The organism is Serratia sp. CY37869 (genome assembly GCF_052168895.1).
Classification (GTDB): domain Bacteria; phylum Pseudomonadota; class Gammaproteobacteria; order Enterobacterales; family Enterobacteriaceae; genus Serratia; species Serratia ureilytica.
Window position 1 is genome coordinate 606,652 of record NZ_JBJNLU010000003.1, and the last position, 15,097, is coordinate 621,748.

Here is a 15,097-nt window from a genome sequence, read left to right on the forward strand (position 1 = left end):
GCCCGAGGGCTTACAGCGTTTTCAGCACGCGCGCCGGGTTGCCGCCCACCACGCAGTTGGCCGGCACGTCTTTGGTCACCACCGCGCCGGAGGCCACGACCGCATTATCGCCGATGGTCACGCCCGGATTGATCACCGCGCGCCCGCCGATCCACACGTTGTTGCCAATCTTGACCGGCTTGCCGAACTCCGCGCCGCCGACGCGGGTCTCGGCGTCCAGCGGATGAGTGGCGGTGTAGATATGCACGCCCGGCGCCAGCAGGCAGTTGTCGCCGATGTGCACCTCGCACACGTCGAGGATCACGCAGTCGAAATTGGCGTAGAAGTTCTTGCCGAGATAGATGTTATAGCCGTAGTCGCAGCGGAACGTCGGCTCGATGGCGCCGCCTTGATAGCCGCCCAGCAGCTCGTCCAGCCACTGTTTGCGCAGCTCGCCCTCTTCCGGCGATGAGTGGTTGTAGCGATGCGTTATCTGGCGCGCGCGCCGACGCTCGCTGCGCAGCAGTTCATCGCCGGCGTCGTACAGTTCCCCGGCGATCATCTTGCGCTTTTCTTCGCTCATGGCCATGTCGGCCTCCTTCATCCGCGTTTCTTGAATGCCCAAGCGTAGCCGCTTTAGCCCGGCAATAAAAAGGGAACGTTCCCAATTTAAAGCCCTGATCACGGTTTAACGCGAGAAAGCAGGAGAAAACGGGCGGCGCCGCCGCCCGGCAATCAGGCGCGCAGTTCCTGGCGCACGTGTTCGGGCAGGCCTTCCACCACCAGCTGATAGGAGCTGTCGATCAACGCATAAAACTGCGAGTTCGGCAGGTTGCCGTCGAGAAATACCGTATTCCAGTGCGCCTTGTTCAGGCCGTCGCAGGCGACGATCTCAGGGTGGTGTTCGCGCAGGCTTTCCGCCAGCTCCGGGCTGGACTTGACCGCCAGCGCCGGCCGCCCTTCCACTTCGCACACCATGGCGAACATCACCTCGCCCACCTTTATCTGGCTGGCCTGCCACTGGTTCTGGTCGCTTTGCTCCGCGCCCGGCTTCGCCATGCAGTACTCCAGCAATGCGCTGTTATTCATTGGGTTATTCCCCCTGTAATGTGGCCACAATACGGCGTGCTCCGCCGTGGATGCGGTGCTCCCCCAGCCAGATGCCCTGCCATGTGCCCAACATCAGCCGCCCGTGCCTGACGGGCAGCGTCAAGGAAGCGCCCAGCAGCGAGGATTTGATGTGCGCCGGCATGTCGTCCGGCCCTTCGTAGTCATGTTGATAGGGGGCGTTTTCCGGCACCTGACGCAGGAAATGCTGCTCCATATCGGCTCGCACCGTGGGATCGCAGTTCTCGTTGAGCGTCAGCGAGGCCGAGGTATGCTGCAGCAACAGATGCAGCAGGCCGGTTTGCAGGCGGTGTAAGTGGGTTAACTGGTTGGTGATCTCGTCGGTAACCAGATGAAAGCCACGCGCTTTTGCGCTGAGGATTAGCGTTTGCTGATGCCACATGAGTGAGCGCCCCTCAATCAGTATATTCTCTCTCCGGTTTGCGGCAACTTCGGCGGCGCGCCGGCAATAAAAAAGGAGCGATATCGCTATCGCTCCCGATGAACGTCCGTTCAGACTAACAGGCGTTACTGCACCGCGGCAAACGCCTCGGCTACCTGACGCACGTTGTCGTGGTTCAGGCCGGCCACGCACATGCGGCCGCTGTGGATCAGGTAGACGCCGAACTCTTCGCGCAGGCGATCGACCTGAGCCGCGCTGAAGCCGGTGTAGCTGAACATGCCGCGCTGCGCCAGCAGGTAATCGAAGTTGCGCTGCGGCAGCGCGCTCTTCAGGGTGTCCACCAACGCGTGGCGCATTTCGAGAATGCGGGTGCGCATGCTTTCCACTTCATTGAGCCACTGAGTTTTCAGCTCAGCGTCGTTCAGCACTTTAGCTACCAGCTGCGCGCCGAAGTTCGGCGGGCTCGAGTAGTTGCGGCGCACGGTCGCCTTCAGCTGGCCCAGCACGCGCCCGGCCGCTTCTTCGCTTTCGCACACCACCGACAGGCCGCCGACGCGCTCGCCGTACAGTGAGAAGATCTTCGAGAACGAGTTGCTCACCAGGCACGGCAAGCCGGCCGCCGCAATGGCGCGAATGGCGTAGACGTCCTGCTCCATACCGCCGCCGAAGCCCTGATAGGCGATGTCGAGGAACGGAATGATCTCACGATCGGCGATCACCTTGATCACTTCGTCCCACTGGGCGGGGGTCAGGTCTGAGCCGGTCGGGTTGTGACAGCACGGATGCAGCAGCGCGATGCTGTGCTTCGGCAGCTGTTTCAGCGCAGCCAGCATGGCGTCGAACTTCACGCCCAGGCTTTCGCCGTCAAAATACGGATAGGTATTCACCTTGAAACCGGCGCCGCTGAAGATGGCTACGTGGTTTTCCCAGGTGGGATCGCTGACCCACACCTGCGAATTCGGGAAGTAGCTTTTCAGGAAGTCGGCGCCCACTTTCAGCGCGCCGGAACCGCCGACGGTCTGAATGGTGGCGATGCGCCCCTGCTGCAGCATCGGGTGCTGCTCGCCGAACAGCAAATGCTGGATGGCGGTGCGGTAGGATTGCAGCCCTTCCATCGGCAGGTATACCGAGGCGCCGTGCTCGACGCTGTTCAACTGCGCTTGCGCCGCGGCGACCGCACGCATCTGCGGAATGACGCCCTGCGCATCGTAGTACAGGCCAATGCTCAGGTTCACCTTGTGCGCGCGGGGGTCTTGTTTGAATTTTTCCATCAGCGACAGAATGGGATCGCCGGCATAGGCGTCAACGTTCTGGAACACGTTTTTTTCTCCTGGTTTATTTATTGTGGTTTGGGCACAGCGTTACGTTCCTAATATAGACGGAAAAGCGTATTCGGTTTCAGCTTTCTCGCGTCACCGGCAACAAACCGTTTTCCTTGATGCGATTGAGCACCACCGCCGTTTTGATATGCGCCACGCTTTTGTGCGGCGACAGCGTCTGGCTGATGAACTCGCTCAGCGCCGGCAGGTCCGCCACCGCCACTTTCAGCAGGTAATCGGCGTCGCCGGTGGTCTTGTAAGCGTCCAGGATCGCGTCCACGTCCTCCAGCATCTGATGAAAGCTGTCGATCTGCTCCTGAGCGTGCGTGATCAGGCTGACTTCAATCAGCCCCACCAGCCCCAGGCCGACCGCCTCCGGCGCCAGCCGCGCGTGGTAGCCGCGGATCAGCTGCGCCTGCTCCAGGCTGATGCGCCGCCGTGAACACTGGGAAGCGGAAAGCCCCACCAGTTCGCTCAGCTCCTGATTGGTCAAACGGCCGTTGGCCTGTAACAGCGTCAGGATTTTCATATCAAAATCGTCAATGTTGTACATAGCCACCTGTAAACTGTGTTAATAAATGTTGACGTTACAGCCTACCAGTTTTTTTACCGTTGCCGACGTCACACCCTGGCGCTTAAATCGCGTACAGCAGCAACGCCCGGCGTTTTCGCCGGTAAGCGGCATAAAAAGCGGCTAACTCATGCAGGCAAACGACAATTAACGGCGAAGTAACGCATAAAACCACGAATGTATAAAAAGGACGCCAGATGAAAAAGTTACTCCCTCTCGCGCTGCTGCTCGCCGCCGGCAGCGCCGGCGCGCAATCCCACCTGGACAAAGTGCTGCAGCAAAAGACCCTGGAGGTCTGCACCACCGGCGACTACAAGCCCTACACCTTCCTCAAGGAAGATGGCAGCTATGAAGGCATCGATATCGACATGGCGGAATCGCTGGCGAAGAGCCTCGGTGCCAAGGTGAAGTGGGTGAAAACCAGCTGGAAAACCCTGACGCCGGACTTCGCCTCCGGCAAGTGCGACATCGCCATGGGCGGCATCTCCGTCACGCTGGAGCGACAAAAACAGGTGTTCTTCGCCGACAAGCTGGATACCGACGGCAAAATTCCGCTGGTGCGCTGCACCGACGTGAAGAAATACCGCACGATAGAACAGATCAACAAACCGTCGGTGCGTCTGCTGGAACCGGCGGGCGGCACCAACGAAGCCTTCGTGCACGCCTATCTGCCAAAAGCCAAGCTGACGCTGACGCACGACAACATGAGCATTTTCCAGCAGCTGGTGGATCGCAAGGCGGACGTGATGATCACCGACGCCTCCGAGGCGCTGTACCAGCAGAAGCGCTATCCGAAGCTGTGCGCGGTGAATCCGACCAAACCGATGCAGTACGGCGAAAAGGCCTACATGCTGCCGCGCGACGATCTGAGCTGGAAACTGTATGTGGATCAGTGGCTGCACCTGGCCAAGGCGACCGGCGAGTATCAGAAGGTTATCGTCAAGTGGTTGGCGGTAAAGAAGTAACCCGCTGAGAAACGGGGCCGACGCGCGTCGGCCCCTGCGGCGTATCAGTCGCCGATGTATTCCATCGCCACGCGCTGCGTGAGCTTGGTGATCAGTTCATAAGCGCTGATGCCGGTACAGGCGGCGATGCGCTCGACCGGCAACGCCGCCCCCCACAGCACCGCTTCATCCCCCACCTTATCGGCGGCGTCCGGCCCGAGATCGACCGAAATCATGTCCATCGACACCCGGCCGACGATCGGCACTTCGCGGCCGTTGATCAGGATCGGCGTGCCGGTCGGCGCGCTGCGCGGGTAGCCGTCGCCGTACCCCATCGCCACCACGCCAAGGCGAGTATCGCGCGGGCTGATCCAGGTGCCGCCATAGCCCACCGCTTCACCAGCCTTGTGCTCGCGCACCGCGATCAGGCTGGATTTCAGCGTCATCGCCGGCTGCAAACCATGCTCGGCGCCGCTGCCGCTATCCAACGGCGACACGCCGTACAGAATGATGCCGGGGCGCACCCACTCGTTGTGGGCGTCCGGCCACAGCAGCGTGCCGCCGGAGGCGGCGACCGAGCGCTGGCCCGGTTTGCCGCGCGCGAACTGCTCGAAGCAGGCGATCTGTTTCAGGGTGGCGTCGGACTCCGGCTCGTCGGCGCGGCTGAAGTGGCTCATGATATTGACCGGCTGCGCCACGTTGCGGCAGGCGCACAGACGCTGATAAAACGCCTCCGCCTGTTCGGGGCGCACCCCCAGCCGATGCATGCCGGTATCGAGCTTCATCCACACCGGCACCGGGCGCGCCAGCTCGGCCTGCTCCAGCGCCTCGAGCTGTTCGATGCTGTGCACCGCGGTTTCGATGTTGTTCGCCACCAGCACCGGCAGGTCTTCGGCGCTGAAGAAGCCTTCCAGCAACAGGATCGGCTTGACGATGCCGCCGGAGCGCAGCATCAGCGCCTCGCCGATACGCGCCACGCCGTAGCAGTCGGCGTCTTGCAGGGTGTGTGCTGTTTCCAGCAGGCCATGTCCATAAGCGTTTGCTTTCACAACGGCAATCAGGCGGCTTTGCGGCGCCTGGCGGCGCACCTGTTGCAGATTATGTCGCAGAGCGCGGCGGTCGATTACAGCGGTTGCCGCTTTCATTTCAGTTCCTTAGCTGATTATTCGTCATCGTATTGTGGCCCCGCGTAGTTATCGAAACGCGACCACTGGCCGTTAAAGGTAAGGCGCACGGTGCCGATTGGGCCGTTACGCTGCTTACCGATAATAATTTCCGCGATCCCTTTCAGATCGCTGTTCTCGTGATACACCTCATCACGATAGATGAACATAATCAGGTCGGCGTCCTGCTCGATGGAGCCGGATTCACGCAGGTCGGAGTTGACCGGGCGTTTGTCGGCGCGCTGCTCCAGGCTTCGGTTCAGCTGCGACAGCGCCACCACCGGCACCTGCAGCTCTTTCGCCAGCGCCTTCAGCGAGCGCGAAATCTCGGCGATCTCCAGCGTACGGTTGTCGGACAAGGCCGGCACGCGCATCAGCTGCAGGTAGTCGATCATGATCAGGCTAAGCCCGTCGTGCTCACGGAAAATGCGCCGCGCGCGCGAGCGCACCTCGGTCGGCGTCAGGCCGGAGGAGTCGTCGATGTACATGTTGCGCTTCTCCAGCAGGATGCCCATGGTGCTGGAAATGCGCGCCCAGTCCTCGTCGTCGAGCTGGCCGGTACGGATGCGCGTCTGATCCACGCGCGACAGTGACGCCAGCATACGCATCATGATCTGCTCGCCGGGCATCTCCAGGCTGAAGATCAGCACCGGTTTCTCCTGGGTCATCGCGGCGTTTTCGCACAGGTTCATGGCGAAGGTGGTTTTCCCCATCGATGGACGGGCGGCGACGATGATCAGATCGGACTTTTGCATGCCCGCGGTTTTCTTGTTGAGGTCCTGATAGCCGGTATCGACCCCGGTCACGCCGTCATGCGGCTGCTGATACAGCTGTTCGATGCGCGAGACGGTGTCTTCCAGGATGCGTTCGATGCCCTTCGGGCCCTCGTCTTTACTGGCGCGGTTCTCGGCGATTTGGAATACGCGGGATTCCGCCAGATCGAGCAGGTCTTCGCTGCTGCGCCCCTGCGGATCGTAGCCGGCGTCGGCGATTTCGTTAGCCACCGAGATCATTTCGCGCACCACCGCGCGCTCGCGTACGATGTCGGCGTAGGCGCCGATGTTGGCGGCGCTCGGGGTGTTTTTCGACAGCTCGGCCAGGTAGGCGAAGCCCCCCACCGAGTCCAGTTCGCCCTTCTGTTCGAGCGATTCGGACAGGGTGATGAGGTCGATAGGCTTGCTCATCTCCAGCAGACGCTGCATCTCGGTAAAGATCAGGCGATGCGGGCGGCTGAAGAAGTCGTTGGCGACCACGCGTTCCGCCACGTTGTCCCAACGCTCGTTATCCAGCATCAAACCGCCCAACACCGACTGCTCGGCCTCCAGCGAGTGCGGCGGCATCTTCAGCCCTTCCATCTGACGATCTCTGGAACGCTCTCTGGTTTCGTCCGCGTTTGTTTTGTTGGTTGGTTTTTTTCCTGCCATGAAACGTAGTCTTTATCCGGTTGCGAATGAAGGATCCTGACGCGAGAGTATACGTGATTTTTGCGTCATAACCGATGCAAAAAAGGTATTGAACCCCGCACGGGCGAACTGGATCTCCGATAATAAAAAGAATAGGGTGAAATCAGACACTCCAACGAGGTAACCCTATGGCCAAGCGCATTCAATTCTCCGCCGTCGGCGGACCGGAAGTCTTGCAATACGTTGATTTTACACCGCTCGATCCGGCTGCCGGTGAAGTGCAGATCGAGAACAAGGCGATCGGCATCAACTACATCGACACCTATGTGCGCAGCGGGCTGTACGCGCCGGCCAGCCTGCCGAGCGGCCTCGGCACCGAAGCGGCCGGCGTGGTGGTCAAGGTCGGCGCCGGGGTCAGCGCGATCAAACCGGGCGACCGGGTGGTGTATGCGCAGTCGTCGCTCGGCGCCTACAGCGAGATCCACAACGTGCCGGAAGAGAAAGTGGCGCTGCTGCCGCACAACCTGAGCTTTGAGCAAGGCGCCGCTTCTTTCCTGAAAGGGCTGACGGTGCACTATCTGCTGCGCCAGACCCACGAAGTGCAGCCGGGTGAAGTATTTTTGTTCCATGCCGCCGCCGGCGGCGTCGGGCTGATCGCCTGTCAGTGGGCCAAAGCGCTGGGCGCGCGCCTGATCGGCAGCGTCGGTTCCGACGAGAAGGCGGCGCTGGCGAAGCAGGCCGGCGCCTGGGCCACCATCAACTACCATAAAGAGGATATCGCCCAGCGGGTGGCCGAGCTGACGCACGGCGAGAAGGTCGGCGTGGTGTACGATTCGGTGGGGCAAAGCACCTGGCAGGCCTCGCTCAACAGCCTGAAGCGGCGCGGCCTGATGGTCAGCTTCGGCAACGCGTCCGGCCCGGTGACCGGCGTCGATCTGGCGCTGCTGAATCAGAAGGGCTCGCTGTACGTCACCCGCCCTTCCCTCAACGGCTACATCACCAACCGCGCCGAGCTGCAGTACGCCAGCAACGAGCTGTTCTCGCTGATCGGCAGCGGCGCCATTCGGGTGGAGGTGAGAGACGAGCAGAAATTCGCGCTGGCCGACGCCCAGCGTGCGCACCAGGTGCTGGAAAGCCGCAGCACCAGCGGTTCCAGCCTGCTGATCCCCTGATCGCGGCCAAAGAAAAGGGCTCCTTGCGGAGCCCTTTCTGTTACTGCGTTTTGTAGGGGTAGAGCAGAGTCCGCCAGAGACAGGGGTTGCTTTAGCAACACGAGTTTTAGGTGTCCCTCACGGTGATGAAATCGGTCGCATCACTGCATCGACCCACATCCTAACAGCCCCGTCCGGCAAAAAACACGCTTTATGTGCCACATCGCCGGGGAAAACTGCCAAGCTGTGATCGCTGCCGCATTCGCGGTGCGGGAAATTGTGCAAGTTTCAGTGTGACTGTCTGATTATTCAGCAAAAAATCAGTAACGCCGGATCTGGGGTTTCTGCATTGAACGGTAAATCCATACCCCAACCACCGCCAAAATCAGCCACGGCAGCAGCTTAATGACCACCGCGAACAGCCCGCCCAACAGCATGAATGCCGCCGCCACCAACAGCGCAGCGAAGATCCCCAGCAGCGAGATGCCGGTCACCATCAGCATCACCACAAAACCAATGAGAAAGAAGATTTCCAACATGATTGCTCCTTTGCAATACAACGTATCTGCTGAGGGAATTACAAGAAGCGTGCCAGAATGGCGGAAGGGCTAACCTATTGAAAAGATGGGGCAGGCATCCGGCAACGCGCCGAATGCCTGGTGAAAAAGACTAACTGTTGGTCAAATTTTTTGTGGGTTACGCCATTTCCACACGCGGCTGACGCACCAGCGCCAGCGCCTGCTCCACCACCCGCGCATCGGCGCCCGGCTTGTGGGCGTTCTCGCTCAGATGGCGACGCCACTGGCGCGCGCCCGGCACGCCCTGGAACAGACCGAGAATATGGCGAGTAATGTGGCCAAGATAGGTGCCGTTAGACAGCTCGCGCTCGATATACGGATACAGCGCTTCGACGATCGCCACGCTGTCCGGCACCGCAGTCTGCGCGCCGAACAGTTCGCTGTCGACCCGCGCCAGGATACCCGGATTCTGATACGCCTCGCGCCCCATCATCACGCCGTCCAAGTGCTGCAGGTGCTGCCGCGCCTCTTCCAGCGTTTTCACCCCGCCGTTAATGGCGATGGTCAACGCCGGGAAATCCCGCTTCAGCTGATAGACGCGCGGATAGTCCAGCGGCGGCACTTCGCGGTTTTCTTTCGGGCTGAGGCCGGAGAGCCAGGCCTTGCGCGCGTGGATGGTGAACATGTCGCACTCGCCGCGCCCGGCGACGGTCTCGATAAAGTCACACAGGAAGGCGTAGCTGTCCTGATCGTCGATGCCGATGCGGGTCTTCACCGTCACCGGGATCGACACCACGTCGCGCATCGCCTTGATGCAATCGGCGACCAGCGCCGCCTGGCCCATCAGACAGGCGCCGAACATGCCGTTTTGCACCCGATCGGACGGGCAGCCGACGTTGAGGTTAATCTCATCGTAACCGCGCTGCTCCGCCAGCTTGGCGCAATGCGCCAGCGCGGCCGGATCGCTGCCGCCCAGCTGCAGCGCCACCGGATGCTCTTCTTCGCTGTAGGCCAGATAGTCGCCCTTGCCGTGGATGATCGCGCCGGTGGTCACCATCTCGGTGTACAGCAGCGTTTCCTTGGTCAGCAGGCGGTGGAAGTAACGGCAATGACGATCGGTCCAGTCGAGCATCGGCGCGATGGAGAAACGATTGGCGGCGTAGGTTGGGGCGTGGTTGTCTTTCGTCATGCTGAGTTACTGGCTACCTGAGTCTGTCTGGGTTCAACGAACGGCGCGCGGCCGCAAACGGCTATTATAACGACAATCGGCGCCGTTGGGAAAACCCGCTTGCCGCCGGCAAAAATAAGCGGAGACAAGGCGAATAAACCCGCTCGTTCAGGTGTTATCTCATTACGGGCGCGCACGGCGCCTCTGCCTTGAGGACATAACCATGAACAGCTTCATTAAACGCCTGCTGGCATCGGCCATTGCCGGCTGCCTGCTGTTGTCCGGCGCGGCGCTGGGCGGCGATGGCAGCGGCCAAACCCCGCCAACCTGTCCGAAAGGCCAGGTCTACGACAGCAAAACTCAGACTTGCATGGTAGATAAAAGCGGCAAGGTCGACGACGCCGACCGCACTAACTACGCCTATGCACTGGCGAAAAGCGGCCGTTATCAGGAAGCGCTCGATATGCTCAATACGTTGAAAAATCCCAACACCGCCGTTGCGCTGAACTATCGTGGCTACGCCACGCGCAAACTTGGCCGCACCGATGAAGGGATCGGCTATTATTTAAAATCAGTAGCCCTCGATCCGAAATACCCCAAAGTGCGCGAGTACCTGGGGGAAGCCTATATGCTGAAAGGCCGACCCGATCTGGCTCGCCAACAGCTGCAGGTGATCCAGTCGCTGTGCGGCACCGGGTGCGAGGAGTACCGCGATTTGGCGGCGGCCATCGACCGCCACCCGGAATCGTGATCCGACGCGCCTGCGGAGGTGACTATCAGCGGCGATGCGATACGCGATGAACTCGGCCACTATCTCTCCCGCCTGTGGCGCTATGCGCTGGTGCTTTCGCACCGGCGGGATGTCGCCGACGATCTGGTGCAGGCCACCTGCCTGCGTGCTCTGGAGCGCGCCGCGCAATTCACCCCCGGTTCACACCTGGATCGCTGGCTGTTTTCCATCTTGCACTCCATTTGGCTCAATGAAGTTCGCGCCCAACATCTTCGCCAGGGGCAAGGCTGCATGGCGGCGGAAGAGCTGGGCGATGCGGACAACGGCGAACAGCCGGTCTGGCTCCATGAAGTGATGCGGCGCGTCAGCCGGCTGCCGACGGCCCAGCGCAACGCGCTGTTTCTGGTGTATGTCGAAGGGCTGTCTTACCGGGAAGCCGCAAAAGTGCTGGCGGTGCCGATCGGCACCGTCATGAGCCGTTTGGCGGCCGCACGCCTGGCATTGGCCGATGACCGCCCGTTGGCAAACGACGGCCCGCACCGCAAAGAGCGCCATCCCGCCCCCTTGCCTCCTGCTCGTCGATAACGCCCTATTCCAACGAGCGGATAACCCGGCATGGCTGCCCCAGCGCCAGCACGTTGGCCGGGATGTCGCCGGTGACGATGCTGCCCGCGCCGATGGTGGTGCCGTCGCCGATAGTCACTCCCGGCAGGATCACTACGTTGCCGCCGATCCAGACGTTGTTGCCGATGGACACCGGCTGCGCCGAGGTGCGGAAAGGGAAATCCGGATCGCCGGTGAAGCGCTCTGCGGCCTTCAGCGGGTGGCTCGGCGTATAGATTTGCACGTTGGGGCCGATCAGCGTGTTGTCGCCGATGGTGATGGTATTGCAGTCGAGGAACACCGCGTTGACGTTGATAAAACAGTTTTTACCGATGCGGACATGCTGCCCGTAGTCGCACCAGAATGGCGTTTCAATCCAGCTCGCTTCCCCCCAGGCGCCGAACAGCTCGCCGAGCAGGCGGTTTTTCTCGTCCGCCTGATGCGAGTCCAGCGCCCCCAAGCTTTTGCTCAACGCCCTCGCCCGATGGTACAGGGCGATCAGTTCTTCATCGCGGCTGTTGTACTCCAGGCCGCTTAACAGCTTCTCTCTTTCCGTCATCACACAGGACTCCTGCTCATCACGCGGGTGAAAGGCGTTATACCGCTCTCGTCTCCCTCTCTCCAGCGCTAAAACCGGCAACGTTGATTTGCCGCCCGACGGCGGGGAAAAGTTGTGACGCATCTCTCTTTTAGCGCGATCGGCGCGACTTTCCCTGCGCTATCATCAGGGGAAAAGGGGGCAACTCTCGGCGATTCGCCGTAATCATGGTAAAATCGGCTTTTTTACGTACCGGGATATTTGCGATGAACTCAACCACCCAGGAAAAGCTGCTGGCGCAGGCTGAACGCCTCTGCCAGCAACGCAATGTGCGATTGACGCCGCAACGGCTGGAAGTGCTGCGTCTGATGACTCAGCAACCCGGTGCAATCAGCGCATATGACCTGCTCGATCTGCTGCGCGTCGCCGAACCGCAGGCCAAGCCGCCGACGGTATACCGCGCGCTGGATTTTCTGCTGGAGCAAGGGTTTATCCATAGAGTGGAATCGGCCAACAGCTACGTGCTGTGCCACCATTTCGAACAGCCGATGCATACGTCCGCGCTGTTTATCTGCGACCGCTGCGGCCAGGTGACCGAACGCACCACCGAAGGCGTGGAGGAAACGCTGCAGAAGCTGGCACAGGAAGCCGGATTTGCACTGCGGCACAGCGTGGTGGAAGCGCACGGTCTGTGCGCCGGTTGCGTTGAAGTTGAAGCTTGTGACAGCAAGCATGACTGCGCCGAACACGATCACAGCATCGCCATCAAGAAGAAGTAAGACGAAGTCAGGTACTTCCCTGTACCTGCGGCCGGGGCGCCAGAGGATGGAGCGACGCCGGCCTGCGCTGTTGCCGGCCGCCGTCAGTGGCGGCCCTGCGTGTTACCAGCGGTGTTTGGTGTGATCTTCCCAGGCCTTCACCTCTTTTTCGGCCGCCTCTTTCTGGTAACCGTAGCGCTCCTGAATTTTGCCGACCAGCTGTTCGCGTTTCCCTTCGATGACCGTCAGATCGTCATCGGTCAGCTTGCCCCATTTCTCTTTCACTTTGCCTTTCAGCTGCTTCCAGTTACCGTCGGCTTGATCTTTATTCATAGTCTCTCCGTTAACCTGTGGTGAATCAGTGATCCCTGTTGCCGGCCGGGGTTAACCAGAAATTTTTCTGGCCGATGCTTCCTTCACCTTAAGAAGCACCGCTCCCCTTCATTTACCAGCCACATGATTCATTCTAGTTAAAAATGGAAATAAAAAAGCAAAAACACAGAATAAAAAACCACTAACAAACAAAATAAAAACAAAAAACGCCAACAAACAACGAACTAACGCGAACAAACCAAGGCTGAAAACATGTAAGCAAACATGACCGAAATCATAAGAAAAACTAACCATTAATCCAACAAAACGTCCAGTTTAATGTGCAGTAAACCAACTGCCGCGCACCTGGTGGCGGTGCCAAATCCAGCCCAATGCCACGCCACGCAACGTCAGAAACACCGCCAGCGCCAGCCAAAGCCCGTGGTTGCCAAGCAACGGCACACTGAACAGCGTCAGACCGTACCCTGCCGCGGCCACCGCCATGCTGTTACGCATCTCAGCGCCCCGCGTGGCGCCGATAAACATGCCATCCAGCAAATAGCACCACACCCCGACCAGCGGCAAAATGACCTGCCACGGTAAATAGTGGGCGGCCAACGCGCGCAGCTCCGGTAGGGAGGTCAACGCCGCCACGATCTGCTGGCCGGTAACGGCATACGCCAGGCCGAAGGCCAACGCGACCAGCCCCGCCTGCCTGCAGGCCGCGTGCCACACCTTACGCAGTTGGCTGCCGTCCCGAGCGCCGTAGGCGTGGCCGGAATGGGCCTCCACCGCATAAGCGAAGCCGTCGAGCGCATAGGCGGTAAACGTCAGCAGGTTCATCAACACCGCGTTAACCGCCACCACATCGCTCCCCAGGCGAGCGCCGAAAATGGTCAGCGACGCAAAGCACAGCTGCAGCAGCAATGAACGCAACATGATGTCGCGATTGAGCGCCAGCAGGCGACGCAGATCGCCACGCCAGGCCTGACGCAACATCGCCAGGGTAATACCACGCAGACGCATCACCCGCCACGCCAGCCACAGGCCGAGCAATAGCGTGGCATATTCGGCGATGGCGGTGGCCGCCGCCGCCCCTCGCACGTTCCAACCCAGGCCCATCACCAGCCAAATATCCAGCACGATGTTCAGCAGGTTGCCGACGATCAGCAGGATCACCGGCGCACGCACGTACTGCACGCCGAGCAGCCAGCCCAGCAGCACCAGGTTGGCCAGCGCCGCTGGCGCACTCAACCAGCGGATCTCAAGAAAACGCCGCGCCTGCTCCAGCACCTCGCCATCGCCGCCGACGATCCGCAGCGCAAGTTCAATAAGCGGGTAGCGCAACAGGACGATCGCCCCCCCGGCCAACAACGCCAGCAGCAGCGGTTGCATAAAGGCGCGCGCCAGCGCCTGCGGGTTCTTCGCTCCCAGCGCCTGCGCCGCGAGGCCGGTGGTGCTCATGCGCAGGAACAGCAGCAGCATGAACAGGAAGCTGGTCGCCACCGCGCCGATCGCCACGCCACCCAAATAGATCGGGCTGTCGAGGTGGCCGATCACCGCGGTGTCCACCAGCCCGAGCAGCGGCACGGTGATATTGGAGAAAATCATCGGCAGGGCGAGGCGCCACAGGGCTTTATCGGTGTCGCTGGTGAAGGCGGAAATCAGGCGCATGATGGGATGTTCCTGTGACAGAGTGACGAAGTGCGAAGTCAGAAACAAAAACGCCCCAAAACAGGGGCGATTGATACAGGGAGCGACGGTGATGGCGCGGCGATTAAATCCAGTCGCCGTTGCGGATCACGCCGACCGCCAGCCCTTCGATCGTGAAATTCTGCTGGCGCAGATCGACCACGATCGGTTGGAATTCGTTGTTCTCCGGCAGCAGTTCAACCACGTTGCCGTGCTTTTTCAAGCGTTTGACCGTCACTTCGTCTTCGATGCGCGCGACCACGACCTGGCCGTTGCGCACGTCTTGTGTTTTGTGCACCGCCAGCAGATCGCCGTCCAGAATGCCGATGTCGCGCATCGACATGCCGTTCACCCGCAACAGGAAATCGGCGCTCGGTTTGAACAGGGATGGATCCACCTGGTAGTGCCCTTCGATGTGCTGCTGCGCCAGCAGCGGCTCGCCGGCGGCGACGCGGCCGATCAGCGGCAGCCCTTCTTCTTCTTCCATCAGCAGGCGGATACCGCGCGACGCGCCGGAGACGATTTCGATCACGCCTTTGCGTGCCAGCGCCTTCAGGTGCTCTTCGGCGGCGTTAGGCGAACGGAACCCCAGACGCATCGCGATCTCGGCACGCGTCGGCGGCATGCCCGTTTGCGAAATATGATCGCGAATCAGATCGTAGACCTCTTGCTGTCTGGTAGTTAGTGCTTTCATTCCGCCCCCTGTTTGTTTATACAGTCTTGCTGTGAGTATATACA

At 60.6% G+C, this 15,097-nt stretch carries 18 protein-coding genes; 5 read left to right on the forward strand and 13 right to left on the reverse strand.

Annotation, left to right across the window (positions count from 1 at the left end):
- Nucleotides 1-10 precede the first annotated feature (10 nt).
- From maa to ACJ8J1_RS18435, 5 genes are all read right to left on the reverse strand, one after another.
- Entirely contained in the window at nucleotides 11-568 is a 558-nt protein-coding gene (gene maa, locus ACJ8J1_RS18415) for a maltose O-acetyltransferase (protein ID WP_033644419.1), read from the reverse strand.
- A 146-nt stretch (nucleotides 569-714) separates the two neighbouring features.
- On the reverse strand, nucleotides 715-1,068 hold the full coding sequence (locus tag ACJ8J1_RS18420) for an MmcQ/YjbR family DNA-binding protein (RefSeq protein ID WP_033644417.1): 354 nt from the start codon (nucleotides 1,066-1,068) through the stop codon (nucleotides 715-717).
- A gap of 4 nt (nucleotides 1,069-1,072) precedes the next feature.
- Nucleotides 1,073-1,489: a secondary thiamine-phosphate synthase enzyme YjbQ gene (locus ACJ8J1_RS18425; protein WP_016930264.1), complete on the reverse strand. Its 417-nt coding sequence runs from the start codon at nucleotides 1,487-1,489 to the stop codon at nucleotides 1,073-1,075.
- Nucleotides 1,490-1,614: 125 nt separating this feature from the next.
- Nucleotides 1,615-2,808, reverse strand: a complete 1,194-nt coding sequence (locus ACJ8J1_RS18430; RefSeq protein ID WP_033644416.1) for an amino acid aminotransferase — start codon at nucleotides 2,806-2,808, stop codon at nucleotides 1,615-1,617.
- 79 nt (nucleotides 2,809-2,887) lie between these two features.
- On the reverse strand, nucleotides 2,888-3,361 hold the full coding sequence (locus ACJ8J1_RS18435) for an Lrp/AsnC family transcriptional regulator (RefSeq protein WP_025304444.1): 474 nt from the start codon (nucleotides 3,359-3,361) through the stop codon (nucleotides 2,888-2,890).
- A 215-nt stretch (nucleotides 3,362-3,576) separates the two neighbouring features.
- Between ACJ8J1_RS18435 and ACJ8J1_RS18440 the strand changes: the two genes are divergently transcribed.
- Complete coding sequence (locus ACJ8J1_RS18440) at nucleotides 3,577-4,344, forward strand: transporter substrate-binding domain-containing protein (protein WP_033644415.1); 768 nt, start codon at nucleotides 3,577-3,579, stop codon at nucleotides 4,342-4,344.
- A gap of 44 nt (nucleotides 4,345-4,388) precedes the next feature.
- Here the strand turns inward: ACJ8J1_RS18440 and alr are convergent, their stop codons facing one another.
- On the reverse strand, nucleotides 4,389-5,468 hold the full coding sequence (gene alr, locus ACJ8J1_RS18445) for an alanine racemase (RefSeq protein ID WP_033644414.1): 1,080 nt from the start codon (nucleotides 5,466-5,468) through the stop codon (nucleotides 4,389-4,391).
- Nucleotides 5,469-5,485: 17 nt separating this feature from the next.
- Nucleotides 5,486-6,910, reverse strand: a complete 1,425-nt coding sequence (dnaB, locus tag ACJ8J1_RS18450; RefSeq protein WP_025160134.1) for a replicative DNA helicase — start codon at nucleotides 6,908-6,910, stop codon at nucleotides 5,486-5,488.
- A gap of 167 nt (nucleotides 6,911-7,077) precedes the next feature.
- Here dnaB and ACJ8J1_RS18455 point away from each other — a divergent pair, with 167 nt between their 5' ends.
- Entirely contained in the window at nucleotides 7,078-8,061 is a 984-nt protein-coding gene (locus tag ACJ8J1_RS18455; RefSeq protein ID WP_033644412.1) for a quinone oxidoreductase, read from the forward strand.
- Between the two features lie 299 nt (nucleotides 8,062-8,360).
- Here ACJ8J1_RS18455 and pspG read toward each other — a convergent pair whose 3' ends face one another.
- Together pspG and dusA are read right to left on the reverse strand one after the other, a co-directional pair.
- Nucleotides 8,361-8,579, reverse strand: a complete 219-nt coding sequence (pspG, locus tag ACJ8J1_RS18460; RefSeq protein ID WP_033644411.1) for an envelope stress response protein PspG — start codon at nucleotides 8,577-8,579, stop codon at nucleotides 8,361-8,363.
- 157 nt (nucleotides 8,580-8,736) lie between these two features.
- Nucleotides 8,737-9,747 (reverse strand): tRNA dihydrouridine(20/20a) synthase DusA, encoded by a 1,011-nt coding sequence (gene dusA / locus ACJ8J1_RS18465; RefSeq protein ID WP_033644410.1) that lies wholly within the window; start codon nucleotides 9,745-9,747, stop codon nucleotides 8,737-8,739.
- 202 nt (nucleotides 9,748-9,949) lie between these two features.
- Here dusA and ACJ8J1_RS18470 point away from each other — a divergent pair, with 202 nt between their 5' ends.
- Nucleotides 9,950-10,477 (forward strand): tetratricopeptide repeat protein, encoded by a 528-nt coding sequence (locus ACJ8J1_RS18470; RefSeq protein ID WP_033644409.1) that lies wholly within the window; start codon nucleotides 9,950-9,952, stop codon nucleotides 10,475-10,477.
- Between the two features lie 18 nt (nucleotides 10,478-10,495).
- The gene (locus ACJ8J1_RS18475) at nucleotides 10,496-11,041 is read left to right on the forward strand and encodes an RNA polymerase sigma factor (protein ID WP_033644408.1); all 546 of its coding nucleotides are present in this window, start codon (nucleotides 10,496-10,498) and stop codon (nucleotides 11,039-11,041) included.
- Between the two features lie 4 nt (nucleotides 11,042-11,045).
- Here ACJ8J1_RS18475 and ACJ8J1_RS18480 read toward each other — a convergent pair whose 3' ends face one another.
- Nucleotides 11,046-11,618 carry a sugar O-acetyltransferase gene (locus tag ACJ8J1_RS18480; protein ID WP_033644407.1) on the reverse strand — a complete coding sequence of 191 codons (573 nt, stop codon included), beginning with the start codon at nucleotides 11,616-11,618 and terminating at the stop codon, nucleotides 11,046-11,048.
- A gap of 245 nt (nucleotides 11,619-11,863) precedes the next feature.
- Between ACJ8J1_RS18480 and zur the strand changes: the two genes are divergently transcribed.
- On the forward strand, nucleotides 11,864-12,376 hold the full coding sequence (zur, locus tag ACJ8J1_RS18485; protein WP_015379223.1) for a zinc uptake transcriptional repressor Zur: 513 nt from the start codon (nucleotides 11,864-11,866) through the stop codon (nucleotides 12,374-12,376).
- Between the two features lie 102 nt (nucleotides 12,377-12,478).
- On the opposite strand, the gene ACJ8J1_RS18490 is transcribed toward zur, so the two are convergent.
- From ACJ8J1_RS18490 to lexA, 3 genes are all read right to left on the reverse strand, one after another.
- Nucleotides 12,479-12,688, reverse strand: a complete 210-nt coding sequence (locus ACJ8J1_RS18490; RefSeq protein ID WP_004936743.1) for a CsbD family protein — start codon at nucleotides 12,686-12,688, stop codon at nucleotides 12,479-12,481.
- A 315-nt stretch (nucleotides 12,689-13,003) separates the two neighbouring features.
- The gene (gene dinF / locus ACJ8J1_RS18495) at nucleotides 13,004-14,341 is read right to left on the reverse strand and encodes an MATE family efflux transporter DinF (RefSeq protein WP_033644406.1); all 1,338 of its coding nucleotides are present in this window, start codon (nucleotides 14,339-14,341) and stop codon (nucleotides 13,004-13,006) included.
- A gap of 103 nt (nucleotides 14,342-14,444) precedes the next feature.
- Nucleotides 14,445-15,053: a transcriptional repressor LexA gene (gene lexA, locus ACJ8J1_RS18500; protein ID WP_025160136.1), complete on the reverse strand. Its 609-nt coding sequence runs from the start codon at nucleotides 15,051-15,053 to the stop codon at nucleotides 14,445-14,447.
- Nucleotides 15,054-15,097 lie beyond the last annotated feature (44 nt).

Excerpts from the sequence above, each read along its gene's own strand:
- maa (WP_033644419.1), bottom strand. The coding sequence starts at position 568 with ATGGCCATGAGCGAAGAAAAGCGCAAGATGATCGCCGGGGAACTGTAC.
- ACJ8J1_RS18420 (WP_033644417.1), bottom strand. The coding sequence starts at position 1,068 with ATGAATAACAGCGCATTGCTGGAGTACTGCATGGCGAAGCCGGGCGCG.
- ACJ8J1_RS18425 (WP_016930264.1), bottom strand. The coding sequence starts at position 1,489 with ATGTGGCATCAGCAAACGCTAATCCTCAGCGCAAAAGCGCGTGGCTTT.
- ACJ8J1_RS18435 (WP_025304444.1), bottom strand. The coding sequence starts at position 3,361 with ATGTACAACATTGACGATTTTGATATGAAAATCCTGACGCTGTTACAG.
- ACJ8J1_RS18440 (WP_033644415.1), top strand. The coding sequence starts at position 3,577 with ATGAAAAAGTTACTCCCTCTCGCGCTGCTGCTCGCCGCCGGCAGCGCC.
- alr (WP_033644414.1), bottom strand. The coding sequence starts at position 5,468 with ATGAAAGCGGCAACCGCTGTAATCGACCGCCGCGCTCTGCGACATAAT.
- dnaB (WP_025160134.1), bottom strand. The coding sequence starts at position 6,910 with ATGGCAGGAAAAAAACCAACCAACAAAACAAACGCGGACGAAACCAGA.
- ACJ8J1_RS18455 (WP_033644412.1), top strand. The coding sequence starts at position 7,078 with ATGGCCAAGCGCATTCAATTCTCCGCCGTCGGCGGACCGGAAGTCTTG.
- pspG (WP_033644411.1), bottom strand. The coding sequence starts at position 8,579 with ATGTTGGAAATCTTCTTTCTCATTGGTTTTGTGGTGATGCTGATGGTG.
- dusA (WP_033644410.1), bottom strand. The coding sequence starts at position 9,747 with ATGACGAAAGACAACCACGCCCCAACCTACGCCGCCAATCGTTTCTCC.
- ACJ8J1_RS18470 (WP_033644409.1), top strand. The coding sequence starts at position 9,950 with ATGAACAGCTTCATTAAACGCCTGCTGGCATCGGCCATTGCCGGCTGC.
- ACJ8J1_RS18480 (WP_033644407.1), bottom strand. The coding sequence starts at position 11,618 with ATGACGGAAAGAGAGAAGCTGTTAAGCGGCCTGGAGTACAACAGCCGC.
- zur (WP_015379223.1), top strand. The coding sequence starts at position 11,864 with ATGAACTCAACCACCCAGGAAAAGCTGCTGGCGCAGGCTGAACGCCTC.
- ACJ8J1_RS18490 (WP_004936743.1), bottom strand. The coding sequence starts at position 12,688 with ATGAATAAAGATCAAGCCGACGGTAACTGGAAGCAGCTGAAAGGCAAA.
- dinF (WP_033644406.1), bottom strand. The coding sequence starts at position 14,341 with ATGCGCCTGATTTCCGCCTTCACCAGCGACACCGATAAAGCCCTGTGG.
- lexA (WP_025160136.1), bottom strand. The coding sequence starts at position 15,053 with ATGAAAGCACTAACTACCAGACAGCAAGAGGTCTACGATCTGATTCGC.